Source organism: Legionella beliardensis, assembly GCF_900452395.1.
Taxonomy (GTDB): Bacteria; Pseudomonadota; Gammaproteobacteria; order Legionellales; family Legionellaceae; genus Legionella_C; species Legionella_C beliardensis.
The window spans coordinates 2,199,757-2,225,789 of the sequence record NZ_UGNV01000001.1 but is presented as its reverse complement, the minus strand read 5'-3'; the positions used below and the strand labels follow the sequence as shown (position 1 = coordinate 2,225,789).

The following is a 26,033-nucleotide window of genomic DNA, read 5'->3' as shown; positions in this document are numbered from 1 at the left end:
AGCCTGGGTGCAGGTCCAAAGGACCGTAACCCAGGTTTCAAATGGCCCATAACAACTACACCTTATTTGTTGAAATTATTATTTAGCACATTACCAAAATAGTCTAACATACTAATGTAAACTTAAATTTCCAAGCCCTTATTTTATTATCATTTAGTCAGCCGTAATACCAAATCGGCAAAGGCTTTGGTAATCACATTGTTGGCAAATTGAAGTGTGAATAGGACGAGGGGGGCAAAGGCCTTCCTTGTATTCTTGTATTAACTGATAGAGCTGCTCTTTCCAAGCTGTTAAGCGCTGAGCCCAAGTATCACCTTCGTCTAAACAAGAAAGTCCATCAATAGGCCAGGCCTCTTCACTTAAGCCCTTTACCAGGATTTGGCCTTCTTTAAGACCGGTAAAGATTAATGCAGTAATTTCCTCATCCAGTAGGGCATATAATAATAGTTGTGGCTCGCGAGGGCGCTCTTCTCGCCAAGGTAAATAACTTGGTATGCTTGTTTTGTAATCAATAACCCATTTTTTCCCATTGGTAAGCTTATCAAGTCTATCAATGCGCAAATTAATATCAAGATCAGCTAGCTGAGCTGTAAAGGCATACTCTAATGCTTCAACTTCAAAAGGCGGCCGCTGCTTCTCCCAATCAAGGCATAAAACGACTAATTGCTTAATTCTAGCTAACTCAATTTCTTGAATTAAAGGTGGAAAAGAGTGTTGGCGTAATTCTTGATAGGGAGCGAGAGCCTCTGCAATTGCTTGTTCAATTAAGCTGTCTAATTCTTCTACTGTTTGCGCCAGTAGTGTTTGCTGATTTTTTAATGACTCCCAAATTAACTCCATCACTCGATGAATAATTTGGCCACGTTCTATGGCGTTAGGGCCGCTGGACATTTCTACTGCTTTTCGAGCATGCAAGCGATGGGCTGCAAACGCACGAAATGGGCATTTTGCCTGGTTTGCTAAGACAGCTGTGCCGCCTTTGACTGGTTCATCTGGGTTTAATGCTATTTGATATTCTTCAAGGTATGTTTCCCAGGCAGCAGGCAATGTAGTATGTTTTACTGGCAGAGAAATGGCGGGTAATTCTGCTAATAGGGGGCTTGGCAGATTATATTTATCTTTAGATAAACGTGAGTAACTAACGATACAGTGAGAAGCACTCTTTTTTAAGCGTTCAAACATTTTTTGTGCTAATTCTAATTGATAGGCGGGACTAATCAACGGAATTTCAAGCGTTCTTTGTAACTGAATGGGAATAAATGCCGATAATTTAAATTTAGGCGGTAGATGTTCATCAGTCAGACGGCTAATCCAGAGTGCCTCGAAAAAACAGCCATTGGCTTCTAAAAGATTAAGAATCTGAATGTGGGATGCTTTTTTTTCAGGCTGGAACATAGTGGTTGCAGCTAGGGTTTCAAAAGCTGTCAGTGCTTCTGTAGCAGTCAGTTTTTCTGTGAGCAATGTAAGTTGCTTAAATTCATCAAAAAGCGTTAAGAAACGTTGATAACATTGGTAGCTTTCAGAATTTAAAGGGTATTCACCAGGGAATCCTAATAAGGATAAACGATTAATAAATAAATTAATCCAGTCTTGCGGTGAGGCCTGGTGAGGATAATTTGCTAATGATTTTAAAAGTTTAGCAAGCCCCGGTGCTGCCTTTTGTAGCTCAGTAAGCCAGGCTGCTTGATCAAACAGTTCTTCTTGTAAAAAATGTGATTCTTGCATAACTTGACTACGCTGCAATAATTCCTTGCAAGAGCCGGCAAGATAAGGCGAATAGAGTAAAAGTCGTGCTTGCTGGTTAGTTAATGTTTTGCCATTTAGATTTAACCAGCAAAGAGCATGCGCAACTAATTCGTAATTATTTAAGGTTTGGCCTAAAGAAATATTAAAGCTATTTGAGGAAAAATGTTGCTGTAACATTCTTTTTAGTGGCTGAATTTGCGCTTCTAAATCAGGTATAACAATACCAATTTTTGTTTTGCCTTGCGCTAATTGCTCTTTAAGCCAATCAATAAGCTGCATGTATTCATCATAATCATCTTTAGCAATGTAAAGAGCAGGTGATGAATCATGAACAGGTAAATCTAGATGATGAACCTGGCAGTTTTGCGCAGTTAAATACTGCTGTAATTCTTGTTGCTGAGGCGTATAGTAATCAAAGCAATACCAAACCACCTGCGTTAATTGGATGTCAATTTGCTGTTGTAAAAAGAAAGGAATGAGTTGATCTTCGGTAATAGCAGATAAATTATCTAGTGTGTCTTGTAATTGTGCTACCCATTGCTGAAATTTTTGTGTCTGTAATGTGTAATTAAAAGTTGAGTCATGAAAATCAAGTTGCCAACGTTGGCAATAAATCCATGCCTCTTGTACTTCGTCAATAAGTGATTGGTTTAATACGTCTTGGGTAATAATTTGTTTTAAGAGATGGCGCAGTTGTTGCGTGGTAAGTAGCAAAGGAATAGGGTTATGCGAATTATAATAGCAATATTTCTTAAAAAGCTCGTGTAAAAAATCTGAATAGGAAAAGCACTGTGGCTTATGGTGCTTAAGCTCTGGATAGGTATGGTAAAAGTCAGCAATTAAAGCCCGAGCAAGACGATTATTGGGCGTAATAATCGTGGCACCTTGTTGCATCAAATTAAAAATATCGGCCCTAATTGTCATAAGAGCCTTTATGGTTTGTTAAGGGATTTTTTTTCGATAGCTACCAAGGTAGGCCAGAAGCGTTTATTAAAATAAACTGCAGCCAAGCCCATGAATAGGATGAGCCATAGGCCTACGGTCAAAAGAAGAGATAAAAAAATTATCCCATAAATAATGAAGTAATCTCGCCAATGCTGTAAATGATTAATAATCGTTGGATCATAGAAATAAGCGTGTATAAAGACTGCGATGCTAATTAGAATAATTGCAACAACGCCAATAACTAGACCTAAAAGAAATACATACCCCCAAGCGCGTTCCTTAATTAATTGCTGGCCGAATAGATAACCTAAAAAACCACCAGTAATTAAGGCTACCAATGAGGCAGGAAAAAAAGGTAGTGCGGCACTTTGTTGCAGTGAGAGCAACATATACTTAGTTAAAAGTAGAAAGAAAAATCCAAATACTGCAAAAAAAATTGCAGCCGTCCATTGAGGGCTTAATGGCTTATTATTATTTTTATTATTATCCATTGTCTCACCAGTTATAGGCTTGATTTTTTATTGTTTATTCGCTTAATTAGTAGAGTTATTGATTTAATGTTAACACGTCATGCAAGGCGCAATTAAGTAAAAATTTTTATAATAGTAAACTGGATAAGTATACAAAAGAATAGTTTTGTTTAATTTATTTAACTAGAGGGGGTTGATAATTTAATCTTTTATAAACTTAAGTCTCAGGATAACTCACCGAAGGTAAGCATTCAAAACCAGGTTTAGCAAATAAATAACCTTGAAATAAATAAATGCCTTGTTGTTTTAACCAATTGTACTCAGGCAATGTTTCTACGCCTTCAGCAATAACATCAATGCCAAGTTCAGTACAAACCTCTAATATTGCTCTAACTACGGCTTGTTTTGGGCCGTGGGAATCAATCTTACGTATCAATTGTATATCTAGTTTGATAATGTCAGGCTGGCAGTTGACTAATAAATTTAAACCTGAGTAACCAGCGCCAAAGTCATCTATAGCAATTTTAATCCCCTGACTGCGGCATTTGTTAATCCCATATAAAAAATCATGGTGATGATGAATGATTTCAGACTCAGTAATTTCAATAATAAGTTGATTGGTTTTGAAATCATTTTCTTTCAAGGCCGCGATAGTTCTATCTAGGTAATTTCCTGCTGATAAGCTGCTGGGTAAGAAATTTAGGCTAAGGTCATATTTAAGCCCTAATTGCACAGCTAATTTAATCGCACGCTCTCTTGCCTCTTGATCAAAATCAGCAAAACTTACTCTGCTTATTTGGGCAAATACATTAGTAGGAGGTTCATTATTAAGGCCTCTAATTAGCGCTTCATAATAATAAGGCACCTTGTTATCTACATCAACAATAGGCTGAAAAGCATAAGAAAAATTAACTTTTGTAGCCATAATGCTGTAACCTTATCTAATAGTTTTTTGCCAATATCCCTTAGAAAACGCGTGTAAAATTTTTTTTGCTCGTCCTGCATCTAAATTAGCTAGACAATTTCCAGTATCAAAAAAATCATTAAGGCCCTCTAAATCAGTTGGTTGTTTTTCTTCTAATTGCACAAACCCCATACTCCACTCTGCAAAATCTCGTTTAAAAATAGTTTCATAAATGATTTGCGTAACATCTTGATGCCTTGGGTCTAGTTTGATTTTGTCTATTAATAGTTCGATTGCTGTGTCTGCCCCTTCCAGGACTTGAAAGAAAGAGCCTGTTTTATACAGTAAAATGCCAGTTATTTGCTTTTTATTATTATTTTCGCGACTTAACTTTAATAAATTGATAAGCATTGAATCATTAAATTCATTTGTAGCGGTACTGACATAAATAAGATGAACTAATTGACTCATCGTTTCCTCTACCTGTTTAAACTAAAATTAAAATAGTTTAATCCCTTATCACTACTGTAGTTGAGTTTTTACTATTTATCCAAAAATAATACTATTGGCTGAGGCAGTATAAGATTGCGATTTTTAATATTTTATCTACAATTTTAAATAGAAAAGGAAGCAAAGGTAAGAAAGTGGATATAACCCCATTCTTTAAATTAATGGTAGATAAAAACGCCTCTGATTTGTTTTTCAGTGTTGGCGTGCCGCCTTATATTAAAATTCAGGGTGTAGCCACGCCAGTTGGTCAAGTGCCTTTAAAATCCTTACAAATGGCTGAGATTGCAGCGTCTGTTATGAATGATAATCAGCGCAAAGAATTTGAAGCAACATTAGAGCTTAATATTGCTATCTCATTAACTAATGTTGGCCGCTTTCGAGTGAATGTATTTAGGCAGCGGGGCGAAGTCGCCATGGTCATTCGCTATATCAAAGGCAATATTCCCCCGATAGATGAATTACAACTACCTCCTATATTGAAACAATTAATTATGGAGTTGCGCGGTCTCATTTTAGTCGTAGGCTCCACAGGTTCAGGAAAATCAACGACGCTCGCATCAATGATAGATTATCGTAATGAAAATCATCGTGGACACATATTAACCATTGAAGATCCAATTGAATACCTTTATAAACATAAGAAAAGTATTGTTGATCAACGTGAAGTAGGTATTGATACTTTAAGTTATGAGAATGCTTTAAAAAATGCAATGCGCGAAGCACCCGATGTGATTCTAATTGGGGAAATTTTAGAAAGAGACATCATGAAACATGCGCTTGCCTATGCGCAAACAGGTCATCTTTGTTTATCGACTTTGCATTCCAATAATGCTAACCAAGCGCTCGAACGTATCGTTAATTTTTTTCCAGATGAAGCAAGGCAGCAATTATTGCAAGATTTAGCACAAAATTTACGCGCTATTATTTCACTTCGCTTAATTCCTGGTATTTCGCAGAAACGAGCACCTGCAGTAGAAATCCTTATCAACACGCCTTATGTCGCTGATTTAATTGAAAAAGGCAAAATAGATGAAATTAAAGAGGCGATGGTTAAAAGCCGCGAGTCTGGCATGCAGACGTTTGATCAAGCATTGTTCGATTTATATAAGGATGGAAAAATTACTCAGGAAAATGCCATACGCTATGCTGATTCTAAGAATAATGTTGCTCTACAGATTCGTTTAACTGAAGAAAAAGGCTTAGATCAAACCGATTTAACCATTGAAGAAGAGGATACCTAAGCACGCTTTAAAAAGTCTACTGACTTTTAAGCCAGTAGACCTAAGGTTTTAAGTATCATTCTTAAGTCTAAAAGCTCCAATCACTGACATAGACACTAGGACCATAATAATCGCCATACCAAGTACTATAGGCATGCCCACTATAATAACCATTTCCCCAATAAGGACTCGTCCCATAATAGCCAATGTTAGATACGTAATCGGTAGTTGCTACAGCGGGAACATAATTTGTTGATTCGATGACTGTACAACTACTTAGCAGTACAACAGGTGCAACCATCCATAATGAAGTCCGTATTTTATTCATAGTGTTTCCCTCCAATATGATTGTATATAAATTATACATGGAGGTTTTTGGTTTAACAAGGAAGTTTTTTTACATTGTATCTGCTATTAAATTGCTCTAAGCTTAAAATAAGTTAATTACAGAGAATTCATATGGACAAAAAGGATAAAAATAAAGCGCATCCGGAAGTGGAAGGCTTAGAAAATATATGCCACATCACGCCTAATACTGATTCAACCAAAGAGGTATGCCGTACTTTAAAAAAAGAGGATAAGACTAAGCCGACCAGCACCTCTGATAAAAAGAAGTAAAACACATCGTTGGATACCGCGGTCAAGCCGCGGTAATTCGTTCTTTTCTTTGATTTCTTTCCATGCTATCTAAATACCGCGGCTTGACCGCAGCAAGCGTAGGTCGGGCGCTTCGCCCATAGCCGTCAGGCTAAGCAAATAGTTCTCTTATCACCATAGAAAATAATATGTTTAGAGTACTTACGGTCTCACAGCAGAGGTAAGTTTGGGCACTTTTTGGAACATGGTTGTGCATGGATGCACAACATCGAGCCGCATGGATAGTTTTGGCGCTTCCAAAAAGGGACCAAATTTACCTCTGCCTGCCTCTACCTTGACTCTTGGGCGCTTAGCCTGACGGCTATGGGCGAAGCGTCCGACCTACACTTGTTCGTATTAAATATAGATCGCCGTTTGCAGGCAGGATATTGCTGCGTGGAGAAGTTAACAAAACCCAATAAAACTCATTTGATTACTGAATAAAGAGCTATTCTAATACGTTTGGTTTGAATCTGTCTAAAATTAAAGAATCTAGTGTTGATAAAAGGAGCGGGCATGTGTCGCTTAGTTGCTTATCTGGGTTCTGAAATTTTACTTGAAGAAATTTTAGTTAAGCCAAGTAATTCTATCGTTATGCAAAGCCTAAAAGCACGTGAATCAACAGTGCCTACTAATGGCGATGGTTTTGGCCTAGGGTGGTACACGCCATCTATAAGTTCTGAACCTGCTTTGTTTGTTTCTATTTTTCCTGCCTGGAGTGATCGTAATCTCCTTTACTTAACAGCAAAAATTAAATCAAGCTCATTCTTTGCCCATGTGCGTGCTGCCAGTGTAGGTGGTACTAATAATTATAATTGCCACCCTTTTGTTTATAAGCAGTGGATGCTTATGCACAATGGTGGGATTAGTGATTTTATGTCGGTTAAGCGTCATCTGCGTCACCTATTGGATGATGATATTTATAATTGGATTCAGGGCGAGACAGATTCTGAGCATCTTTTTGCTTTATTTTTACAGCTTGCTAAGGGCAAAGATCTTACTCAGCTTGCGGTGGTTGCAGATACATTGCAAGAAACAATTAAGCAAATTAATCAATTAGTGAAGCAGTACGGCACAACTAATGACCCCTCGTTGTTTAATATTTGCCTAACCGATGGGCAACGTATCGTCGCAAGCCGCTACTCATCTAATAAAAAAATTAAACCCGAATCAATGCATTATTCAGCAGGTTCTATTTGGCTAACCCCTAAAGACAGGTATTATCGTCCAAAGCGCACGGATGTACATGATTGTGTTTTAATCACGTCAGAAAGGTTAAATGACTTTAAGGCTGAATGGCAATCGGTGCCGCCTAATCATTTTTTGCTAGTGGACACGGAGCGCCGCATACATTTACGTAAATTAAAATGTTAATATTGAAAAAGGCCTTCTACTTGCAAATGAGTAGGTAAAAATAAGTATTTAATTAGATAGGAGTTAAAGTGCTAACGACAATAATTAGCCTGTTAGGAATCGTAATCGCTTGGAATATTATTTATAGAGTAATCAAAGGTAGAACACCACTTAGGCGTAAAGTTAAAACAACGCTTGTTGTTTTGCTGTTTTCTTCTTTAATTTTAAGATTTAGCCATGATATTTATGCAGGCTTATCGCGAGCGATTTTTTCATTTAATAAGCAAGGTGAAATTGAATTAATTAATTCACCTTTGCGTGTGCCGCCTAATCAAGATGCAACCTATTGTCATCAGTTTAAAAATCAGCATGGTCAAGTGATTGATGTTGTTTCTACTAGAGGTGATGGCAAATATTGTGGTGAATTTTGGCAGTTTAAAGATAAGAAATCCCTGCTTATTCCCTATAAGTTAAATGCCAATCAAACTATCTATTGGGTATCCCCTTCATTGCAAATAGTTGGGCCTAAGTTACCCTAGATTTAAAGATGTAATAAAAAAACCAGGCGCTTAACCTGGTTTTTTATTGAATTGTTTTTATGTTGAACTGAGATTACTTGAGGTAGTCGTGAATGACTTTACCATAAGGTAAGGTTAAATCGGATAAAATGTGGACTGCAGAAACAACACGCTTTACGGGTAGCATTGCAACCGGCGCCATCGCATGATGCAGTAACTCTAGTTGGGCAGGCCCAGACCAAGCCCCTTTAATGACTACATCTGACAGCCTGTACTCAACTAATTCACAAATACGCGTGCTGCCATCAACATGCGGTATTATTTTTAACAGATAGGAGGGGCCTGTTAGTGCCGTCATAACCTTCTCTTCTTCTACCGTTTGATATTTATAACCCATTGTGGCTGATGCGATGCGTGTGCTGCCATAGTCAAGAGTACCAATTAATGTTTCTTGTTCGACAAATAAACGAGGTTTAGCTAATTTTTTAGGAAATCCCCATATTTCACGTCCACCAGCAATCGGTGATAGATCATCTAAATACATCGCATGCGTATAACTTCCTAATGTGCCATTAAAATAAACCGGTATCACTTGACCTGACTCTGTGTAGCAGCCAAAGCCCGTACTGTCTGGCATACGAATGACTTCAAATTTAACTAAGGGCTCGGTGACTTCCAGGGGTGCTGGTACAACTTCACGTAGAAAATCCATGTCTGTTTCATAGGTAATAATGAAATATTCACGATTAATAAAACGGTAAGGTCCACGTGGGTAAGAAGGGCAATTTAGGGGCATTGCAAACGCATTTTCTCTAATTTGTGATTCATTCATAGTAGACTCCACATCATTGATTATAATGATAATGGTTATTCCATAACCCAGCCATGTGACACAATAAGTGACTGTCCTGTTAAAGCATTCGACTCAAAAGAAGCAAAAAATAGCGCTGTTTTTGCGACGTCATCTGTGGTTGTGAATTCACCATCGACTGTATCTTTTAACATGACATTTTTTACAACTTGTTCTTCGGTTATGCCAAGTTCTTGCGCTTGCTCCGGAATTTGTTTATCGACTAACGGTGTGCGTACAAAGCCTGGGCAAATTACATTGGCGCGTACACCATAGGCGGCCCCTTCTTTAGCAACAACGCGGCATAAGCCAAGTAAGCCATGCTTTGCAGTCACATAAGGTGCTTTAAGCTTTGATGCTTCTTTTGAATGCACTGAACCCATATAGATAATGCTTCCACCTCGTTTTGACGTATACATATGTTTTATAGATGCCTTAGTTGTAAGAAAAGCACCATCAAGGTGTATGGCAAGCATTTTTTTCCAATTAGCGAAAGACAGGTTTTCAATCGCATCAATAATTTGAATGCCTGCATTGCTGACTAAAATATCTATGTTGCCAAATTGATCAGCGACAGAATCGATACCGGTATTCACTTGCTCTTCATTAGTCACATCCATAGCAACCGCAATCGCGCTATGGCCATCAGCCTTAATCTCTTCTGCTACAAGTTCTGCTTGAGAAAGATTTAAATCAGCAATTGCAACTTTAGCTCCTTCCTTGGCATATAGCAGTGCAATTTCTTTCCCTATTCCACTTGCAGCTCCCGTAACAATTGCTACTTTATCTCTTAAGCGCATAACTTGATGTCCTTATTTAAAGAGTTCTGTTACCAGTATAGCAACGATTTTTGGATTTTTTTTAAGCGTAAGAAAAAGACTTTTAGCAATCTCGACTTCTTTGATTACTAAAAGTCTTAAAGAAAAATAAAGGAATGTATAAGAATTTTTTAGTAGTAATAATAAGGATATTGGCCGCCATAATAATACCGGTTTCCATATCCATAATAGTAACGGTCTTGAGATCGACCGACTGCATTACCAATTAAAGCACCAGCACCAGCTCCTATTGCAGTTCCCCAACCGCTTCCACCAGAAGCTGCATAGCCGATACCTGCACCTGCAAGGCCGCCGCCAACAGTACCTACATCACTATTTGTGCATCCTACAAGTAATGGCGCTGATAACCCAGCACAAAGTACAAATGGTAATGTTTTTTTCATAGTTTTCTTCCTATTGTTAGTTCCCTCAATAAACATATTAGTACAAATTTGTGTAAAATGACTAAAATAAAATCATACACATAGAAACCACCTTGTGAAAAAGCTATTGCACCAGTAGTATTGAATAATGGACTTCTAGGAGAAAAAACTATGTTTCGCGGTAGTATGGTAGCTTTAGTAACTCCAATGCAAGATGATGCAGTGGATGTAGGTCGTTTAAGAGAGCTAGTTGAGTTTCATATTGCAGCAGGAACGCATGCAATTGTTGCTGCTGGCACAACGGGAGAAGCTGGAACATTAAGTTGTGACGAGAAGTTTTTAGTGATAAAAACCGTGCTTGAGCAAGCGCGCGAGCGAGTTCCTGTTATTGCAGGCACCGCAGCAAATGCAACCAGAGATTGTATTGAGTTAACAAGAATGGCAATGGACTGTGGAGCACATGCTGCACTGATTATGACACCTGCATGTATTAGGCCAACTCAAGAAGGTTTATATCAACACTATAGCCAAATTGCAGCCTCTGTAGCGATTCCTTTAATACTGTATAATGTGCCAAGTCGTACTGCTTGTGATTTACTTCCGCAAACGGTAGCAAGGCTTGCACAAATATCGAATATAGTAGGTATTAAGGAGGCGAGTGGTAAATTAGAGCGTTTAAAAGAAATCTGGCAATTATGTGATTGCAGCTTAGATATCTATAGTGGTGATGATGATACAGCAGCACAATGGTTGCTAGCTGGTGCTAAAGGTGTTATTTCTGTAACCGCCAATGTGGCTCCTAAACAAATGGCGAAATTATGTGACATGGCTCTTGATGGTAATAGTGAAGAAGCTATCGCGATTAATGAGCAACTGCAAGCATTACATCGTTTACTTTTTATTGAGTCTAATCCTATTCCTGTGAAATGGGCTTTAAGCAGGATGGGTTTAATTGCCAATGAGTTACGTCTACCTTTAACGCCTTTATCAAGTGAGCATCATGCGACCTTAGAACAGGCTTTAAGTCGATTACAGTTAATTTAATGAGGTTTGTTGTGAAAAAATTTGTTTTAGCGTCTTTATCAACTTTATTACTTGTTTCCTGTTCACGCTATGCAACGAATGGTGAGCATATTTACTTACAAAGTGAAAATGGCCCCTTGCCGAATGTTCCGCCTCCTTTAACCCAAGCAAACATTAGTCATTTTTATGATTTACCTACACCTGGTGCAAATTTAACAGTAAGCCTTGTACCGCCGCCAACAGAGATTAAAGCTCAAACAATTAGTTAAGGTAAAACTATGGAATCAAATGAATTAATTGTTATTCAAGAATTATCAGCCCGACTGGTTGAGGCACAAAGTCAAATTCGCATTCTAGATAGCATTAAATGGGATGATTCTATTCGTCAGCAATTTTTTCATGATAAAGCCAAAAAGCTACCTGCCGTAGATCACACTTATTATGATAAACGACCGCTTCCTTTTGAGCCTCAACAAAAGGCAGAAGAATTTCGCTTAATTTTACGCGATGCACAAAATCAACTAGGCCAATATTCTCCAGTGACCCGTTTAATTAAACGCCAGTGTGAAGAGTATATTAAAGCAATAGAGATGTTGGCTGCACGTGGAACGCCTACGTTTAGTAGATTAGCTACTGAATTATATGGTAGTCCTGATGATGTATTTTATTTAGGCGGTCCACGTTTATGCGAGCTAGGAACGTTACTTTTTGATTTATTGACTGCATTAGATGTACAGCTGCAATCTGATGCTGATTTAAAACGTTATACGCCCGAAGAAGCACAGCAAATCCTGCAAACGCGTTTAAGCGCTTTTTTTCACTTACATCCTGGTAAAATTACTGTCATGGTTAGTGATGATATGATTGCTGATGCCTCAGCCGGGGCGGATAATATTAAATTAAGTCAACACGCAAGATTTAGCGATCGCGATGTAAAATATTTAGAGGTTCATGAGGGTTGGGTACATGTAGGCACCACATTAAATGGCAGCACGCAACCTTATTGCGCGTTCTTATCAAAAGGTTCACCTTCTTGCAGTGTGATTCAAGAGGGTTTGGCCGTCATTACTGAGGTGGTCACATTTTCTTCTTATCCTGGACGAATACGTAAAATCACTAATCGGGTTATTGCGCTTGATAAAGTAAGGCAAGGGGCAAATTTTCTTGATATCTATCATTATTTTTTAGACTGCGGTTTAAGCCCTATGGATAGTTACAATCATGCCGTGCGGATTTTTCGTGGCAGTACACCCGATGGTGGGCCTTTTACAAAAGATTTATCCTACGCAAAAGGATTTTTACTCATTTATAATTTTATTCGTTTTGCAATCAGTCAACATCGAGTAGAAACGATTCCTTTACTGTTTGTCGGTAAATTAGTTTTAGATGATATGCCTTTACTAATTGAGCTCTTAGAAAGAGAAATCATTGCGCCACCTGTTTATTTACCGCCACCTTTTAAAGACTTAGCAGCGCTTAGTGCTTGGATGAGCTTTTCTTTATTTCTTAATAAATTTGATTTAAATGAAATTCAAAAGAATTTTCGTTTCCTATTAGCTTAGAAATTCAAGTACACATTAACTTAAAATTAATATAGGAAATTACTATGGGTTTATTAGTGGATGGGGTATGGCAAGATAAATGGTATGATACCGCAAAGACAAAAGGTGCTTTTAAGCGTGAGCCTTCAGTATTTCATCATGCCATCAGTAGTGAGCCAAGCGCTTTATTTCCATCAGAGGCGAATCGCTATCACTTATATGTTTCTTTAGCTTGTCCTTGGGCGCATCGTACTTTAATTTTTCGAGCTCTTAAAAAATTAACTAGCCTTATCGATATCTCTATCGTTCACCCTCACATGCTTGAACAAGGATGGGAATTTAAGACAGGCTTAGGTGCTACCGGTGATAAGCTCTATGGTTTACGTTATTTACACGAGTTATATTGTAAGGCTGACCCTCATTATACTGGGCGCGTCACGGTTCCAGTCCTGTGGGATACAGAAAAACAAACGATTGTTTGTAATGAATCAGCAGAAATCATTCGGCAATTTAATGTGGCTTTTAATCACTTAACTGGCGATGAGCAAGATTTTTATCCCCCTTCTTTAAGAAGTGAGATTGATGCTATTAATGAAAAAATTTATCATACGGTCAATAATGGTGTCTATCGCTGTGGTTTTGCAACCACCCAAGAAGCGTATGAAAACGCTTTTCAAGAATTATTTACAACCCTAGATGAACTAGAGGTGCATTTTAAGCAGACTAATTATTTAGTAGGCGAGCAACTTACAGAAGCTGATTGGCGCTTATTTACGACCTTGATTCGCTTTGACGCAGTTTATTACGGTCATTTTAAAACCAACAAACGACGAATCAGTGATTACCCAGCGTTGCATGCCTATCTAAAGCAGCTTTATCATTACCCAGGTATTAAAGAAACTGTTGATTTTATCCATATTAAGCAGCATTACTATTATAGTCATCATACCATTAACCCTACCCGTATTGTGCCGATAGGGCCTGTGTTAGATTTAGATGATAACTAAAAGAGAGCGAGCAACTAAGCTAGCCGAAGCTAGGTAAGTTGTGTTTTAATAACGATTAAATTTGAACTATTGGTAATTTAAAAATGACTTTTGTTGTGACTGAAAGTTGTATTAAATGTAAATACACTGATTGCGTAGAAGTTTGTCCCGTTGATTGCTTTTATGAGGGGCCTAATTTTTTAGTTATTCACCCTGATGAATGCATTGATTGCGCACTTTGCGAGCCTGAGTGTCCGGTGCAAGCGATTATGTCTGAAGATGATTTAACAGATGAGCAAAAGCAATTTCAGACGCTTAATGCAGAATTATCTAAAGAATGGCCAAATATTACTGCCAAGAAAGATGCGCCTACTGATGCAAAGGAATGGGAAGAAGTAAAAGATAAGTTACAATTTCTTGAGAAAGAGTGGAAATAAGTGCGCTAACTGATGATGAGTTGACTCATTGTCAACATATCTTCAGTGAGAAAGGACGATTATCTACTGCAATTCCTGGTTTTATAGCACGCCAGTCGCAAGTAACCTTGGCGTTGGCAGTGACAGAGGCTATTAGGCAAAAATCGATTCTTGTTGCAGAAGCAGGCACAGGCACAGGCAAGACCTTTGCCTATTTAGTGCCTTGTTTGCTAAGCGGCAAAAAAGCACTCATTTCAACAGCAACTAAAACGCTACAAGATCAATTATTTCAAAAAGATTTGCCGCTCCTTGCACGTGCCTTGGGGCGAGCGATTAACGTGCAAAATTTAAAAGGCCGAGCTAATTATCTTTGCCGTTACCGCATAGAGCAGCATGCTGAAGAGGGGCTTTTTAGTAATCCGCAGCTCATTCATGATATTTTAAAAGTTAAAGAAAAATTGCCGCAACTTGCTTATGGTGAGCGTAGTGAATTACCGGAAATTAAAGAAGATTCGCCACTTTGGTCTTATATAACATCTACCACCGACAATTGTTTAGGCAGTGAGTGTGCTTATTACCAAGAATGTTTTTTAGTTAAGGCACGCAAAAGAGCGCTGGATGCTGATTTAATCATCATTAACCATCATTTATTTTTTGCTGATTCACGCTTAAAAGAAGAAGGGTTCGGTGAACTATTACCAGGCGCTGAAGTGGTTGTTTTTGATGAGGCACATCAGTTAGCTGAAATTGCTGCTCATTTTAATGAAGAGCGTTTAGGAACACGGCAATTACGCGATTTAATAGATGATATTTTGCATGAATGGCCCGTACTTGATTTAGCTAATCAACCGCTGAAAAAATTAAGCTTAGAAACTGATCAAGTGATTGATCAATTAATAGCAAGTTTACCTCTAAAAGAGGAAAAGTTAAGTTGGGATGTGATTGAGCGTAATCAACCGTTTCAAAAGGCTTGGCAACAATTGCTACAATTAATAGATACCTTTCTTGATTGCCTTAAGGATGTTGAGGAAGAAGAGAGTGCGGGTTTAAAAAGATGTGCTAAGCGTTTAGAGGCTTTTAAAACGACTGCACTTACTTTTCAAAAATCCAATAAAACCCTTATTAAGTGGATAGAGCGCTACAAGCATGCGCTAGTCTTGCATGCAACCCCTTATGATGTGGCGCAATTTTTTCAGCTGCTGCTTAAGCAACAATTATCGTGTGCCTATGTTTTTACTTCCGCAACTTTAACCATGGGGGCATCTTTTGACTGCTTTACTAAACCGCTAGGGTTAGAACAAGCAACAACATTACTTTTGCCAAGTCCCTTCAATTACATGCAACAAGCACTGCTCTATTTGCCTCGTTTTTTGCCTGACCCAAATGATCCATCCTACTATCAAGTGCTCGTTGAAAAAGCGCTTCCTATTATTGATGCTTGCCAGGGCCGCTGTTTTTTCTTATTTACAAGTCACCGGGCTTTAAAATTAGTTGCTGAGCTTTTGATGGATAATTTAGACTATCCATTATTAATTCAAGGCGAGGAAGCAAAGCCTATTTTATTGGCGCGCTTTAGGCAATTAGGTAATGCTGTTTTACTAGGGACTGCAACTTTTTGGGAAGGTGTGGATGTAAAAGGTGAGGCATTATCTTGCGTCATTATTGATAAATTACCGTTTGCAAGCCCTGTTGATCCAGTCATGCGCGGGAAAATAACTTATCTAAAAGCGCAAGGCTTATCAAGCTTTGATGAATTGTCCTTACCTAATGCAGTCCTTGCTTTAAAGCAAGGAGTAGGGCGCTTAATCCGAGACACCACCGATAAAGGGGTGTTAATGATTGCTGATCCGCGCTTGACGGGTAGAACTTATGGGCGACAAATCTTTGCAAGCTTACCTTTATTACAAAAAACACGAGATGAACAATGTGTGTTAAATTTTATTAATCAATTGGCATTTAATAATGAAGTTATTAGCGTTTGATACCTCTACGTCGATTGCGTCTATCGCCTTATTTAATCAAGGTAAGATAACCGAGCTTAGTCAAGTTGGCCAGGGGCAGCATGCTCAATTTATCTTAAGCATGATTGATCAATTACTAGGTCAGGAAAATTTATCTATTGCAGAACTAGACGGTATTGTTTTTGGCCGTGGGCCTGGAAGTTTTACCGGGTTGCGCATTGCTTGTAGTCTAGCGAAAGGCTTAGCTTACCCTCATAATCTGCCGGTATATCCAGTCAGTAGCTTAGCAACCCTTGCTTATGAGATAACACTTAATCAAAATGAAAATGATGCACCTGCGATATTAGCTATGATAGATGCGCGCATGAATCAAGTTTATTGGGCTTATTATCGTGATAATTCTTGGCTAGACGTTGCAGAATATGTATCTGATGCTGCCGATATCAATATTATAACGGATAAACCTTTAAGGTTAGCCGGTATAGGCTATCAAGCTTATTATCAAGATTTACCGCAATCTTTAAAGGCTAGCGTTGTAAAACAACAAGAGGTTTCTTTAAAGGCGAGTACTATGATACGCTTGGTGCTAGCAGAGCAGGTAGCGCCAATTACCGCTTTAGAGGCATTGCCTAGTTATATTCGTAATCAAGTCACCCATGTATCTAAATAGTTTTAAGGAGTTCTTTTGGACAAGCGTTTATTAGAAATATTGGTTTGCCCTTTATGTAAAGGTAAATTATTGCTAAAAGATGATGAATTGATTTGTCGTTTTGACAGGCTTGCTTATCCAATCAGGGATGCTATTCCAGTTATGCTTGAACAAGAAGCCCGCTTAATACCTTTGGAAGAAAAGGAATCCTTATGACGAATGATTTTCATGTGGTTATTCCCGCACGTTACCAATCATTACGCCTACCTGGTAAATTAATGATGGAAATTGGCGGCAAAACAGTGATTCAACGTGTTTATGAACAAGTCTTAAAAGCAAAACCTAAGTCAATTACGATTGCAACTGACAGTGAGTATATTGCAACCCATGCCAAAGAATTTGGTGCACAGGCTGAAATGACCTCCACAGCTCATACGACGGGAACAGACCGAATCGCTGAGGTTATTGCCAGAGGGTTTTATACCAAAGATGACATTATTGTTAATGTGCAAGGCGATGAGCCATTTATTGAGCCTACTTTAATTAGCCAGGTTGCAAGGATTCTAACAAATTCAGAATTAATGATGGCAACGCTATGCTGGCCAATTGAAAAGCAAGAACAGTTATTAAATCCTAATGTTGTTAAGGTGGTGCGTGATCACCTTAATAATGCCCTTTATTTTTCAAGAGCACCTATTCCTGCCCATCGTGATGAACCTAATAGCATTAGCCATGCTTTTAAGCATATTGGTTTATATGCCTATCGAGCTCATTTCTTACTTGATTATGTCAGCTGGCCACCTTGTAAATTAGAACAGTGCGAAGCATTAGAACAGTTACGCGTGTTATGGACAGGTCATAAAATACGAGTTGATGTTGCTTGTACTGTTCCTCAGCAAGATATTAATACTGCCGAAGATTTAGCGAAAGCATGTGAAAAGTTTTAGCAATTCTTAATGCAACTCACAAGTGAAGACTATCTAATCTATCCAGGCTAGTCAGCTTCTCTATAGCTAATTTTGGCAACATTCATTGCTTTTTTGCGAAAATAAAGCAAAAAAGCAGGCAACAGCATTAAAACAATACCCAGACTAAATACCAAACGGAAACGACTCGCACCACCAATATCCACACTTGTTTCTGGCGGAATAAACCCAATAATAAGAGTAATGATGCAGCCAATTAAGCCAAGGCAGCACGTCAAATAATAACCCAATTTTCCACCAGGAATAGCAAAAGGGCGAGGCCTGGTTGCGAATTTACTTTTTAAGCGCCAAGCAGCAATAAACATTAAAACGTACATCATAATATAGAGCTCAGTACTTAAGTCAGTAAAAAGCCAATAAATTGCATTGATGCTAGGAAATAGTAAAAAGACGCTACACAGCAGCGTCACGAGTACCGCCTGTAAGATCAAAATGCGGGTCGCAATACCATGCTCATTTAAGCGATAAAGCCAATGAGGTAAAAAGCCCTTATCTGCTGCTAACAAAAGCCCCTTGGCAGGTGAAATGATCCAGTTGACCATACTGCCTAGGCTGCCTAATAGCAGTAAAATAATTAACACCGGCATTAGAAAATTTAAATGATAAGCTTGAAAAAAATTATTAAATGCCTGCATAACACCACCTACTAGGCTAATTTTTTCTGCTGGTAGAACAAAAGCGATGGCTAGTGACCCTAAAATCATAGTAATTAAAATCAAAATGACTGAAAAAAACATGGCCCGGGGAAAATTGCGTTGGGGGTAATTAACATTACGCACGTGTACCGCTGCCAATTCCATGCCTAAAAAAGAAGTCATAATGGCTGTTAAAGAGACCCAAGACTGGGTTTCACCCCAATGAGGAATTAAGTGATTTAGGCTTAAATCAATGGCAATGGGATTGCCCTTAATCAGCCAAATGAGGCTTAAAAGGATAATAAAGCCCATAGGTAGAATCATGCCAACAACTGCACAAAAACTGGCAAAGGCGGCTGATGCCCGTAAACCGGATAACCCTAAAAAAGTTAATGACCAAAAAACAATTAAAATAACTGAAATTAAATAAAATTTATTTTGAATTAAGTCGGGATTAATAAGGTAAGCTAAGATGCCAGCAATAAACGATAAAATAGTTGGATACCAAACCATGGTATTTATCCATTGCAACCAAATGGCGAAAAAAGCAACATTCTCGCCAAAAGCGGATTCTACCCAACTATAAACGCCGCCTTCTTCTTCGGGCCAGGTGGATGAAAGTTCAGCGGCAACTAAGGCCACAGGAATCAAGAAAACAATCGCTGAGAAGATAAAGAAGAAAATTAATGAAGAACCAAATAAGGCGGTACCAGGTAAATTACGAATACTATCAATCGCACCAGTAATCAGTAAAACAAGTGCAAAAACCGATATTTTTTCAGAAGACCACGCTTTCATGGAGGAGAGTACTCAGCAATTTTATTGACAAAAAGATAGCCATTATAGGGCAAATAATTCTAACGATAAATGAGTTTTCTACGATAAGTCAGACTTTTATTATTTTTTATCGTATAAACCTGATTTCATCGCTTTTAGCAGTTGCAAACCGCCGCAAAGACAGACAATACGGAGGAGAGAGCCTCATTGCAAACCTTCACACCGTAAAAGTGAGGCAACCCAAGATAAGATGCTGTTGCTTAAAGCTTACTCAAGTAGATACTGTCTTTAAAATCAAGCTAAACTTCATTAAAAGGCTAGTTATTTCTAAGGACAGTGTCAACGTTTACTGTCATCTCCGCGTAGGCGGAGATCCAGGCTTAATATTAGCATCATGCCATTATCAGACTAGATTCCCGTCTACACGGGAATGACAATATTCGGCGTTATTCATATTGTGAGACCTAGCAAGTAGCCTGGGTGAAACGAAGTGAAACCCGGGTTACGGCCCTATGAGCCTGCACCCAGGCTACGTTTATTTTAGTGTGAAATAAGTCCCAACCGAATTACCGCGGCGTGACCGCGGTATCCAGTGACGTGGCACGATGGGTATGGATACCGTGGTCACGCCACGGTATTTCGGACTTAAGTTAGATAAAGCAAGTAGAGGCTGCCTTAAAAAAATAAAAATAATTTTAATGACATTTTGCTTGCTTTTAAAAACAGTATCTACGTTTTATTTTAGGAAAAGGCGTCATTGCGAGCCTTTATAACGTAGAGGTAAAGCAATCCAGGATAATACGCGGCTACTCAAAGCGTACTTAATTCACTGTAGCCCTTGTAGCGTAATAATAATATGGCGAGCGGTAGCGGCATTACGATGCTCGCATAAAAATATTCCTTGCCATTGGCCAAGCGCCATTTTTCCTTGAGTAATGGGAATAGTTAAGCTACTGCCAAGTAGGGCATTTTTTATATGGCCAGGCATGTCATCAGAGCCTTCAATCGTATGAAGATATAATTGATCATCTTCAGGCACTAATCTATTTAAATGCGTTTCTAGATCAAGTGGTACTTCATCAGAGGCATTTTCACTGATTAAAAGTGAGGCTGAAGTGTGTTGTAAAAACAAATGCACGAGACCAACCTGCAGCGTGGGTAATTTTGCCAATGACGTTTTGATATTATCGGTGATTAAATGGATTCCGCGCGGCAGCGGCGAAAGGGAACATTTTATTTGCCCATAAAAAGGTACTTGCTCAGCCATGACGAGACCCGCCATGACAGGGGGGCGATTTTGGTACGCTACCTTGTTTATCTTGCCATTCTAGAGGAGTATGAAGAGAAAGGCTTAAGGCATGCAAGCCATTTTCAAGCTCATGTGCGAGTAAGGCATTAATTTTGCGGTGCCTGTCTATCCTTTCTAAATTTTGAAACGCATCCGTAACTACAATTAGTTTAAAATGCGTTTCACTGCCTGGCGGCACACTATGTTTATAGGATTCATTTTCTACTTCGAGAAAGACAGGGTTTAAGGCATTAACCAGTAATTGCGTGATGTGTTCTTGGCGAGTCATACTAACTATCATTAAAAAGTTACTAAATTATAAGCTCTATTTTAACGGGCTTATGCTACATTTGATACGTAAACGTTATAAATTTTAGCATAACATTTATTTTTAAGTATTATCCTACCGTAAAAGTCAAAAAGTGACTAATTTTGTCAACTTATAAATAAATAACAAACTAAAGTAGAAACTGGCCTGTTTACCTGTAATGCACGTACCTAACCGCCTGTATTAATATTATTTTTCCTGTTAAAAAAGCAGAAGTTTTAATTTATAAATGTTATCTTTGTTTATACTAGAAATAGTTTTAAGTGACTGAAAAAACGTCCTTAAGGTTATGGCATATAAATTGCAGTAACTTAATCAAAATGAAAATTTATTAGTTTAAAGGAGCGAACACAATGAAACAACGAGGTTTTACACTAATTGAGTTAATGATTGTCGTGGCTATCGTAGGTATCTTGGCGGCCATTGCAATTCCTGCTTATCAAGATTATACGATTAGAGCAAGGGTTACCGAGGGTCTTACACTTGCTTCAGCAGCTAAGACAGCCGTATCCGAGACAGCACAGTCAACAGGTACACTACCTTCTACTAATGCAGCTGCAGGCTATACACCACCAGCAGCTGGAACAGTACCTAATGTGACTTCTATTGAAATAGGTAGTGCACCCTCAGCCGGGTCTATTACAATAACTTATCCAGCTGCAGCTGGCGGCGGTACCATAATATTGGTTCCTACTTTAAATGCAACGACTGGACATATAACTTGGACTTGTACAGGTGGGTCGCTTAATGCTAGATATCGTCCAGCCAATTGCCGTACATAATAAGCTTTTAGATTCTAAGCAGCTTAAGCTGCTTAGAATCTAGTAATAAGAAAACACACTTAGGGGCTTAAATGAAACAAAGAGGCTTTACACTAATTGAATTAATGATTGTTGTAGCCATTGTGGGCATTTTAGCCGCTATTGCGATTCCGGCTTATCAGAATTATATGATAAGAGCTAGGGTTACAGAAGGATTAAGTCTTGCTGCTCCAGCTAAAACAGCTGTATCAGAAACAGCGCATTCAACGGGTGCTTTACCTGCTACCAATGCAGCTGCAGGTTATCTACCACCAGCAGCTGGAACAGTACCTAATGTGACCTCTATAAATATAGGTAACACGCCTTCAGTAGGCTCTATTACAATAACTTATCCAGCAACAGCTGGCGGTGGTACTATAATATTGACGCCTACTTTAGATACAACTACTGGGCATGTTACTTGGACATGCACAGGTGGTACACTCAATGCTAGATTCCGTCCTTCAAATTGCCGTTCATAGGCATAATGCTCGTTTACTTGCCAACGGGAAGTAATCTCAATTAAGCCCAATAATGAAAATTCTTGCATTGAAAACCTGGTTGCAAGCAAATAGGCTACGTTTTTAATTGACAAAAAAAAGATTGTTTGTAGGATAATCTCACAATCTGTTTATATTAAAAAACTATGAAAAGAAAAATTGAAGAAAAAAAACACAATCAGGATGCACGAAGGTATTATTATGAGCCTGGCATGCAGGCAGAGCGAGAAGTAGAAAAAAAATTGTATAGAATGGAATACTTTGAAGCTAATAAAGATAAAATTAAAGCTTATCAAAAGGTTTATCGAGAAAACCATCCAGATGAAATTCGTGTGTATCAACACAGTTATTATCAAACCAACCGCCCTGAACTTCTTGCTAAGCAAAAAGTTTATCGCGAAACCCATCCAAATGAAACGCGTGCTAAGCAGAAAGCTTATTATCAAGCTAACCGAAGTGAATTACTTGCGAAGGCAGAAGCTTATCGACAAGCTCATCCCTATTATAATAAAGATTATTATCGAGCCCATAGAAATAAAATTCTTAAGCAGCAAAAAAGTCGTTATGAAGAAAAAAAGGAATTTGAAAAATTTGCAGAAGAACTTGAAGGTGAGTTACTTGGTATTTCGCAGGAAAAAGCTAGAGAATCAAAAAAGGAGTTTGGAAAATTCGCAGAAGATCTTGAATGTGAATTACCTGACATTTCGCAGCAAGCAGCTGCAGCGCCAAAGAAATCAATAAAATTTGAAAAAGAACTTGAATGTAAGACACCGGAAGCCTGGAAGGAAAAATATAGAGAGCAAGCAGCGTTACATTTTCTTCATAACAAAAATAAACCTTCATCCACTAAACACAATATGTCGTTCTTTAAGCCAGCGTCTAGCTTACAACCACCACTAAACCATGTTGAGCCAATAAAGCCATTGGATGATACAGAAAAAGAGGCACAACAATTTTTTGATGCCTATTTTTAGTAAAGACTAAGGAATTTCGACAAGCAAAATCCTGAGGTGTCGCCCGTTTGCTTGCAAACGGGCGTAATCTTAATTAAGCCAAGGCGGAGTTCTTACATTGAGAGCCTGTTTGCAAGTAACTACCTCTTGATCATATCTCATCAAGCAGGTGCAAGACCGCAGGACCTACACCTGGGTTTCACGTCGTTTCACTCAAGTTGCTTACTCAGATTTTTCATTGTACCTCAATCAACTCCCTTGGCTGCACTCTGTTTATGGGTCGTGTAATGAAGTTGCTTGCGTGGGCGAGGGGGTGATCGAGGTGTAATTCAAGAACTATCCTTGATTAAGGTTTGAATCTTGTAAAAAACTTAGTAAATAGCAAGTAACAAGTAGCCTGGGTGAAACGAAGTGAAACCCAGGTTCCAGTCCTGTAGACATGCAGCCGTCTCTTGATAAGATGTGACCAAGAGGCGGTTGCGAGCAAGTAGGTTATTTTCTTAAATAATTAAAAAAAGATTAGTTGTTACCTCGTCATTGATCAAACAATCTACTTGGTTATTCCTTTCTAATTGTAATCGTTTCTAGTAAAGTAGTTTGATTATTATTAATTGAATTGCCTATGAAAAAATTCCTTATTGTTTTTATTTCTCTGTTTGCGCTTAGCAGCCATGCTATTTGTATAAAAAATAAAACTGATTTTTCTTTGTATTATGAAATTCAAAATCGAAACACGGGTTGCCCTGTTCCTAAAGTAACATTTTACAGTGGCATTGTAGCGCCCGCGCAACAAAAATGTCATGCGCATTCTCAAGATGAGGGTAACGATTGGAAAATCTATCGTATTGATGATATTAAAACATTCAAAATCAACAGCAATGGTCAGCGAGAATTAGGCTGCTCCCGTCGGGTAGAAGGTATACTTAATTTCCTCGAAGTTGATTATCATCCTTGGTCCAATCAATGGTGGTGTTTGGATAGAAGTGATTATGAAGATTAGGCTTTTATCTAGGTGAGCTCACTAATTGTAAATTACTTATAATAACAATATAGGTATAGAATAGCCTGTGTAAAAAAGCATTGTTGCGTGGATAAATTAAAACGTAGATACTGTCTTTATAAGCAAGCAAAATTTCATTAAAAGGTTAAGACAGCATCAACTAGTTTTATCTACCCTAGTCCGAAATACCGTGGCTTGACCACGGTATCCATACCCGTCAGTGCCACTGCACTGGATACCGTAGACACGCCGCGGTAATTCGGTTGTGATTTAGTCATACTAAGTAAACGTAGCGCAGGCCCCGAGGGCCGAAACCCGGGTTTCACTTCGTTTCACCCAGGCTACAAGGTTGTTTTGATCACTTATTCTAGCCACACACAATACCGTGTAAAAAGGACAATTCCTGGTTGCTGCCTGTGTGACAGCAAAGGTGAATTGCCCTTAGAAAATTTATAAACTTCGAGAAGGGAGTTTTTTTTCAACGAGCTTATTTTGCAACCGAACATACAAAGGCAGGCCATTTTTATAAGGCGGGTAGGCTTCTCCCATGATTAAAGGCGCTAGATAGCGACGACATGATTCGGTAATTCCCATGCCATCTTCGGCAATGTAATCACTAGGCATTTTTCTTTCTTGATTTGCAACGTCTTTTAACTCAACGTGGCTAATAGACCATTGATAAGGCATGTCCTGTTCACGCTTAATAATAGGCATAATAGCATTCTTACCAGCTATCGCTAATTCAACTGCCGCTTCACCCAAGGCGTAAGCTTGTTCTAAATCTACTTGCGATGCGATATGCCTTGCAGCACGTTGTAAGTAATCTGCTACTGCCCAGTGATACTTAAACCCTAAGTTATTTTTAATTAATTGAGCAAGAAGGGGTGCTACGCCACCTAATTGAGCATGCCCAAACGCATCACGTAAGCCTGCTTCACTTAAGAATTTACCATCAGCATCCCGAATACCCTCTGAAACTACAATAACGCAATAGCCATGCTTTTTAACTGAGTCATCAACTTTTTGTAAAAAGCGTTGTTCATTAAATGCGACTTCAGGCAGCAAGATAATATGAGGTGGTTGATTGTCTTCTTGCTTGATAATACCACTTGCTGCTGCAATCCAACCTGCATGCCTGCCCATTACTTCAAGGATGAATACTTTAGTAGAGGAGGCCGCCATAGAGGCCACATCAAAGCCAGCTTCTAAGGTAGATACAGCGACATATTTAGCAACAGAGCCAAAGCCAGGGCAATTGTCAGTAAAGGGTAAATCGTTATCTACGGTTTTAGGAACACCTATACAGGTGATAGGGTAACCCATGTTTTTTCCTAGTTGCGAAATTTTATAAGCGGTATCTTGGGAATCGCCTCCACCATTATAAAAAAAATAACCAATATTATGGGCTTTAAATACTTCAATTAAGCGCTCATATTCAGCGCCATTGTCTTTTAATTTGTATCGACAAGAACCAAAGGCCCCGGCAGGGGTATGCATAAGGCCTGCGATAGCGTCACTACTTTCTAAAGAGGTATCAATTAACTGTTCTTCTAACGCACCAATGATCCCATTTTTTGCCGCATACACTTTACCAATGTGTTCTGGGTAGCGACGGGCAGTTTGAATAATGCCGCACGCTGAAGCATTAATTACCGCCGTTACTCCCCCTGACTGGGCGTAGATTGCATTTTTTACTGACATAATAACTCCAAATTAAGCTAAAAATTAGTTAATTGCCTGCTTACAAGATAGGTAATTCTGACTAGTAAGGATTTTGTTAAACAACGTTTTATCGATTCGAACCGATCTTTATGTAAGCTAGATTCCGTATCATGTT

Annotated in this window: 29 protein-coding genes; 17 read left to right on the top strand and 12 right to left on the bottom strand. The window is 38.6% G+C overall.

Annotated features, from left to right (window positions below; all coding sequences use genetic code 11):
* Window positions 1–153 precede the first annotated feature (153 nt).
* The 4 genes from DYE47_RS09840 to DYE47_RS09825 form a co-directional block, all read right to left on the bottom strand.
* Window positions 154–2,670, bottom strand: a complete 2,517-nt coding sequence (locus DYE47_RS09840; RefSeq protein WP_115303102.1) for a PD-(D/E)XK nuclease family protein — start codon at window positions 2,668–2,670, stop codon at window positions 154–156.
* A gap of 8 nt (window positions 2,671–2,678) precedes the next feature.
* Window positions 2,679–3,182, bottom strand: coding sequence for a hypothetical protein (locus tag DYE47_RS09835; protein WP_115303101.1), 504 nt, complete (start codon window positions 3,180–3,182; stop codon window positions 2,679–2,681).
* 196 nt (window positions 3,183–3,378) lie between these two features.
* Complete coding sequence (locus tag DYE47_RS09830; RefSeq protein ID WP_115303100.1) at window positions 3,379–4,086, bottom strand: EAL domain-containing protein; 708 nt, start codon at window positions 4,084–4,086, stop codon at window positions 3,379–3,381.
* A 12-nt stretch (window positions 4,087–4,098) separates the two neighbouring features.
* Window positions 4,099–4,536, bottom strand: a complete 438-nt coding sequence (locus DYE47_RS09825; RefSeq protein WP_115303099.1) for a BLUF domain-containing protein — start codon at window positions 4,534–4,536, stop codon at window positions 4,099–4,101.
* A 173-nt stretch (window positions 4,537–4,709) separates the two neighbouring features.
* Here DYE47_RS09825 and DYE47_RS09820 point away from each other — a divergent pair, with 173 nt between their 5' ends.
* Complete coding sequence (locus DYE47_RS09820; protein WP_115303098.1) at window positions 4,710–5,816, top strand: PilT/PilU family type 4a pilus ATPase; 1,107 nt, start codon at window positions 4,710–4,712, stop codon at window positions 5,814–5,816.
* A gap of 67 nt (window positions 5,817–5,883) precedes the next feature.
* On the opposite strand, the gene DYE47_RS09815 is transcribed toward DYE47_RS09820, so the two are convergent.
* The gene (locus DYE47_RS09815) at window positions 5,884–6,123 is read right to left on the bottom strand and encodes a hypothetical protein (RefSeq protein WP_115303097.1); all 240 of its coding nucleotides are present in this window, start codon (window positions 6,121–6,123) and stop codon (window positions 5,884–5,886) included.
* A gap of 131 nt (window positions 6,124–6,254) precedes the next feature.
* Between DYE47_RS09815 and DYE47_RS16060 the strand changes: the two genes are divergently transcribed.
* From DYE47_RS16060 to DYE47_RS09805, 3 genes are all read left to right on the top strand, one after another.
* Window positions 6,255–6,413 carry a hypothetical protein gene (locus DYE47_RS16060; protein ID WP_160149887.1) on the top strand — a complete coding sequence of 53 codons (159 nt, stop codon included), beginning with the start codon at window positions 6,255–6,257 and terminating at the stop codon, window positions 6,411–6,413.
* Window positions 6,414–6,947: 534 nt separating this feature from the next.
* Complete coding sequence (locus DYE47_RS09810) at window positions 6,948–7,805, top strand: class II glutamine amidotransferase (RefSeq protein ID WP_115303096.1); 858 nt, start codon at window positions 6,948–6,950, stop codon at window positions 7,803–7,805.
* A 68-nt stretch (window positions 7,806–7,873) separates the two neighbouring features.
* Window positions 7,874–8,323 (top strand): hypothetical protein, encoded by a 450-nt coding sequence (locus DYE47_RS09805; RefSeq protein WP_115303095.1) that lies wholly within the window; start codon window positions 7,874–7,876, stop codon window positions 8,321–8,323.
* 73 nt (window positions 8,324–8,396) lie between these two features.
* On the opposite strand, the gene DYE47_RS09800 is transcribed toward DYE47_RS09805, so the two are convergent.
* From DYE47_RS09800 to DYE47_RS09790, 3 genes are all read right to left on the bottom strand, one after another.
* Entirely contained in the window at window positions 8,397–9,134 is a 738-nt protein-coding gene (locus DYE47_RS09800; RefSeq protein ID WP_115303094.1) for an acetoacetate decarboxylase, read from the bottom strand.
* A gap of 35 nt (window positions 9,135–9,169) precedes the next feature.
* Window positions 9,170–9,952 carry a 3-hydroxybutyrate dehydrogenase gene (locus DYE47_RS09795; RefSeq protein ID WP_115303093.1) on the bottom strand — a complete coding sequence of 261 codons (783 nt, stop codon included), beginning with the start codon at window positions 9,950–9,952 and terminating at the stop codon, window positions 9,170–9,172.
* A 149-nt stretch (window positions 9,953–10,101) separates the two neighbouring features.
* Window positions 10,102–10,374: a glycine zipper domain-containing protein gene (locus DYE47_RS09790; protein WP_115303092.1), complete on the bottom strand. Its 273-nt coding sequence runs from the start codon at window positions 10,372–10,374 to the stop codon at window positions 10,102–10,104.
* 150 nt (window positions 10,375–10,524) lie between these two features.
* Between DYE47_RS09790 and dapA the strand changes: the two genes are divergently transcribed.
* From dapA to kdsB, 9 genes are all read left to right on the top strand, one after another.
* Window positions 10,525–11,397 carry a 4-hydroxy-tetrahydrodipicolinate synthase gene (gene dapA / locus DYE47_RS09785; RefSeq protein ID WP_115303091.1) on the top strand — a complete coding sequence of 291 codons (873 nt, stop codon included), beginning with the start codon at window positions 10,525–10,527 and terminating at the stop codon, window positions 11,395–11,397.
* 11 nt (window positions 11,398–11,408) lie between these two features.
* Window positions 11,409–11,645: a hypothetical protein gene (locus DYE47_RS09780; RefSeq protein WP_165482033.1), complete on the top strand. Its 237-nt coding sequence runs from the start codon at window positions 11,409–11,411 to the stop codon at window positions 11,643–11,645.
* 9 nt (window positions 11,646–11,654) lie between these two features.
* Entirely contained in the window at window positions 11,655–12,938 is a 1,284-nt protein-coding gene (locus DYE47_RS09775) for a flavohemoglobin expression-modulating QEGLA motif protein (protein WP_115303089.1), read from the top strand.
* 44 nt (window positions 12,939–12,982) lie between these two features.
* Window positions 12,983–13,924 carry a glutathione S-transferase family protein gene (locus DYE47_RS09770; protein ID WP_115303088.1) on the top strand — a complete coding sequence of 314 codons (942 nt, stop codon included), beginning with the start codon at window positions 12,983–12,985 and terminating at the stop codon, window positions 13,922–13,924.
* Between the two features lie 83 nt (window positions 13,925–14,007).
* The gene (gene fdxA / locus DYE47_RS09765) at window positions 14,008–14,340 is read left to right on the top strand and encodes a ferredoxin FdxA (RefSeq protein ID WP_115303087.1); all 333 of its coding nucleotides are present in this window, start codon (window positions 14,008–14,010) and stop codon (window positions 14,338–14,340) included.
* Complete coding sequence (gene yoaA / locus DYE47_RS09760; RefSeq protein WP_115303086.1) at window positions 14,331–16,301, top strand: DNA repair helicase YoaA; 1,971 nt, start codon at window positions 14,331–14,333, stop codon at window positions 16,299–16,301. Before fdxA ends, yoaA begins: the two co-directional genes overlap by 10 nt.
* Window positions 16,282–16,950: a tRNA (adenosine(37)-N6)-threonylcarbamoyltransferase complex dimerization subunit type 1 TsaB gene (gene tsaB, locus DYE47_RS09755; RefSeq protein WP_115303085.1), complete on the top strand. Its 669-nt coding sequence runs from the start codon at window positions 16,282–16,284 to the stop codon at window positions 16,948–16,950. The genes yoaA and tsaB overlap by 20 nt, the downstream gene beginning before the upstream one ends.
* Window positions 16,951–16,965: 15 nt before the next feature.
* The gene (locus DYE47_RS09750) at window positions 16,966–17,145 is read left to right on the top strand and encodes a Trm112 family protein (protein WP_115303084.1); all 180 of its coding nucleotides are present in this window, start codon (window positions 16,966–16,968) and stop codon (window positions 17,143–17,145) included.
* A complete protein-coding gene (kdsB, locus tag DYE47_RS09745; RefSeq protein WP_115303083.1) occupies window positions 17,142–17,876 on the top strand; it encodes a 3-deoxy-manno-octulosonate cytidylyltransferase in 735 nt (244 codons plus the stop codon). The genes DYE47_RS09750 and kdsB overlap by 4 nt, the downstream gene beginning before the upstream one ends.
* Before the next feature lie 47 nt (window positions 17,877–17,923).
* Here kdsB and DYE47_RS09740 read toward each other — a convergent pair whose 3' ends face one another.
* The 3 genes from DYE47_RS09740 to DYE47_RS09730 form a co-directional block, all read right to left on the bottom strand.
* On the bottom strand, window positions 17,924–19,348 hold the full coding sequence (locus DYE47_RS09740; RefSeq protein ID WP_115303082.1) for an amino acid permease: 1,425 nt from the start codon (window positions 19,346–19,348) through the stop codon (window positions 17,924–17,926).
* Window positions 19,349–20,153: 805 nt separating this feature from the next.
* Window positions 20,154–20,594, bottom strand: a complete 441-nt coding sequence (locus DYE47_RS09735; protein ID WP_115303081.1) for a secondary thiamine-phosphate synthase enzyme YjbQ — start codon at window positions 20,592–20,594, stop codon at window positions 20,154–20,156.
* Window positions 20,587–20,904 carry a BolA family protein gene (locus DYE47_RS09730; RefSeq protein WP_115303080.1) on the bottom strand — a complete coding sequence of 106 codons (318 nt, stop codon included), beginning with the start codon at window positions 20,902–20,904 and terminating at the stop codon, window positions 20,587–20,589. Before DYE47_RS09730 ends, DYE47_RS09735 begins: the two co-directional genes overlap by 8 nt.
* Before the next feature lie 392 nt (window positions 20,905–21,296).
* Between DYE47_RS09730 and DYE47_RS09725 the strand changes: the two genes are divergently transcribed.
* From DYE47_RS09725 to DYE47_RS09710, 4 genes are all read left to right on the top strand, one after another.
* On the top strand, window positions 21,297–21,725 hold the full coding sequence (locus DYE47_RS09725; RefSeq protein ID WP_115303079.1) for a pilin: 429 nt from the start codon (window positions 21,297–21,299) through the stop codon (window positions 21,723–21,725).
* 71 nt (window positions 21,726–21,796) lie between these two features.
* A complete protein-coding gene (locus DYE47_RS09720) occupies window positions 21,797–22,225 on the top strand; it encodes a pilin (RefSeq protein WP_115303078.1) in 429 nt (142 codons plus the stop codon).
* Window positions 22,226–22,389: 164 nt separating this feature from the next.
* Window positions 22,390–23,217: a hypothetical protein gene (locus tag DYE47_RS09715; RefSeq protein WP_115303077.1), complete on the top strand. Its 828-nt coding sequence runs from the start codon at window positions 22,390–22,392 to the stop codon at window positions 23,215–23,217.
* Between the two features lie 601 nt (window positions 23,218–23,818).
* Window positions 23,819–24,196: a hypothetical protein gene (locus tag DYE47_RS09710; protein WP_115303076.1), complete on the top strand. Its 378-nt coding sequence runs from the start codon at window positions 23,819–23,821 to the stop codon at window positions 24,194–24,196.
* 450 nt (window positions 24,197–24,646) lie between these two features.
* On the opposite strand, the gene DYE47_RS09700 is transcribed toward DYE47_RS09710, so the two are convergent.
* The gene (locus DYE47_RS09700) at window positions 24,647–25,897 is read right to left on the bottom strand and encodes a 6-phosphofructokinase (protein ID WP_115303074.1); all 1,251 of its coding nucleotides are present in this window, start codon (window positions 25,895–25,897) and stop codon (window positions 24,647–24,649) included.
* Between the last annotated feature and the right edge of the window lie 136 nt (window positions 25,898–26,033).

Excerpts from the sequence above, each read along its gene's own strand:
- DYE47_RS09735 (WP_115303081.1), bottom strand. The coding sequence starts at position 20,594 with ATGGCTGAGCAAGTACCTTTTTATGGGCAAATAAAATGTTCCCTTTCG.
- DYE47_RS09835 (WP_115303101.1), bottom strand. The coding sequence starts at position 3,182 with ATGGATAATAATAAAAATAATAATAAGCCATTAAGCCCTCAATGGACG.
- DYE47_RS09800 (WP_115303094.1), bottom strand. The coding sequence starts at position 9,134 with ATGAATGAATCACAAATTAGAGAAAATGCGTTTGCAATGCCCCTAAAT.
- DYE47_RS09815 (WP_115303097.1), bottom strand. The coding sequence starts at position 6,123 with ATGAATAAAATACGGACTTCATTATGGATGGTTGCACCTGTTGTACTG.
- dapA (WP_115303091.1), top strand. The coding sequence starts at position 10,525 with ATGTTTCGCGGTAGTATGGTAGCTTTAGTAACTCCAATGCAAGATGAT.
- DYE47_RS09740 (WP_115303082.1), bottom strand. The coding sequence starts at position 19,348 with ATGAAAGCGTGGTCTTCTGAAAAAATATCGGTTTTTGCACTTGTTTTA.
- DYE47_RS09840 (WP_115303102.1), bottom strand. The coding sequence starts at position 2,670 with ATGACAATTAGGGCCGATATTTTTAATTTGATGCAACAAGGTGCCACG.
- kdsB (WP_115303083.1), top strand. The coding sequence starts at position 17,142 with ATGACGAATGATTTTCATGTGGTTATTCCCGCACGTTACCAATCATTA.
- DYE47_RS16060 (WP_160149887.1), top strand. The coding sequence starts at position 6,255 with ATGGACAAAAAGGATAAAAATAAAGCGCATCCGGAAGTGGAAGGCTTA.
- DYE47_RS09770 (WP_115303088.1), top strand. The coding sequence starts at position 12,983 with ATGGGTTTATTAGTGGATGGGGTATGGCAAGATAAATGGTATGATACC.
- DYE47_RS09730 (WP_115303080.1), bottom strand. The coding sequence starts at position 20,904 with ATGACTCGCCAAGAACACATCACGCAATTACTGGTTAATGCCTTAAAC.
- DYE47_RS09710 (WP_115303076.1), top strand. The coding sequence starts at position 23,819 with ATGAAAAAATTCCTTATTGTTTTTATTTCTCTGTTTGCGCTTAGCAGC.
- DYE47_RS09790 (WP_115303092.1), bottom strand. The coding sequence starts at position 10,374 with ATGAAAAAAACATTACCATTTGTACTTTGTGCTGGGTTATCAGCGCCA.
- DYE47_RS09775 (WP_115303089.1), top strand. The coding sequence starts at position 11,655 with ATGGAATCAAATGAATTAATTGTTATTCAAGAATTATCAGCCCGACTG.
- DYE47_RS09825 (WP_115303099.1), bottom strand. The coding sequence starts at position 4,536 with ATGAGTCAATTAGTTCATCTTATTTATGTCAGTACCGCTACAAATGAA.
- DYE47_RS09795 (WP_115303093.1), bottom strand. The coding sequence starts at position 9,952 with ATGCGCTTAAGAGATAAAGTAGCAATTGTTACGGGAGCTGCAAGTGGA.
- fdxA (WP_115303087.1), top strand. The coding sequence starts at position 14,008 with ATGACTTTTGTTGTGACTGAAAGTTGTATTAAATGTAAATACACTGAT.
- tsaB (WP_115303085.1), top strand. The coding sequence starts at position 16,282 with ATGAAGTTATTAGCGTTTGATACCTCTACGTCGATTGCGTCTATCGCC.
- DYE47_RS09700 (WP_115303074.1), bottom strand. The coding sequence starts at position 25,897 with ATGTCAGTAAAAAATGCAATCTACGCCCAGTCAGGGGGAGTAACGGCG.
- DYE47_RS09715 (WP_115303077.1), top strand. The coding sequence starts at position 22,390 with ATGAAAAGAAAAATTGAAGAAAAAAAACACAATCAGGATGCACGAAGG.
- DYE47_RS09720 (WP_115303078.1), top strand. The coding sequence starts at position 21,797 with ATGAAACAAAGAGGCTTTACACTAATTGAATTAATGATTGTTGTAGCC.
- DYE47_RS09810 (WP_115303096.1), top strand. The coding sequence starts at position 6,948 with ATGTGTCGCTTAGTTGCTTATCTGGGTTCTGAAATTTTACTTGAAGAA.
- DYE47_RS09830 (WP_115303100.1), bottom strand. The coding sequence starts at position 4,086 with ATGGCTACAAAAGTTAATTTTTCTTATGCTTTTCAGCCTATTGTTGAT.
- DYE47_RS09725 (WP_115303079.1), top strand. The coding sequence starts at position 21,297 with ATGAAACAACGAGGTTTTACACTAATTGAGTTAATGATTGTCGTGGCT.